Below are 205 nucleotides of genomic sequence, written 5' to 3' on the forward strand. Positions count from 1 at the left end.
ACTTTCAACTACAGGGCTTTTACCTTCTTTGGCGGGCCTTTCCAGACCTCTTCGTTTAACCGGTTCCTTTGTAACTCCATGTGAGATGTCCCACAACCCCAAAGAGCAAGCTCTCTGGTTTGGGCTTCTCCGCGTTCGCTCGCCGCTACTGACGGAATCACTATTGTTTTCTCTTCCTCAAGGTACTTAGATGTTTCAGTTCCCC

Annotated in this window: 1 rRNA gene; it reads right to left on the reverse strand. The window is 49.3% G+C overall.

From position 1 onward, the window contains the following. Positions 1–205 (reverse strand): 23S ribosomal RNA (locus HP548_RS00300); the annotation flags it as partial.

Origin of the sequence: Paenibacillus taichungensis (assembly GCF_013359905.1) — a bacterium.
GTDB classification, from domain to species: domain Bacteria; phylum Bacillota; class Bacilli; order Paenibacillales; family Paenibacillaceae; genus Paenibacillus; species Paenibacillus taichungensis.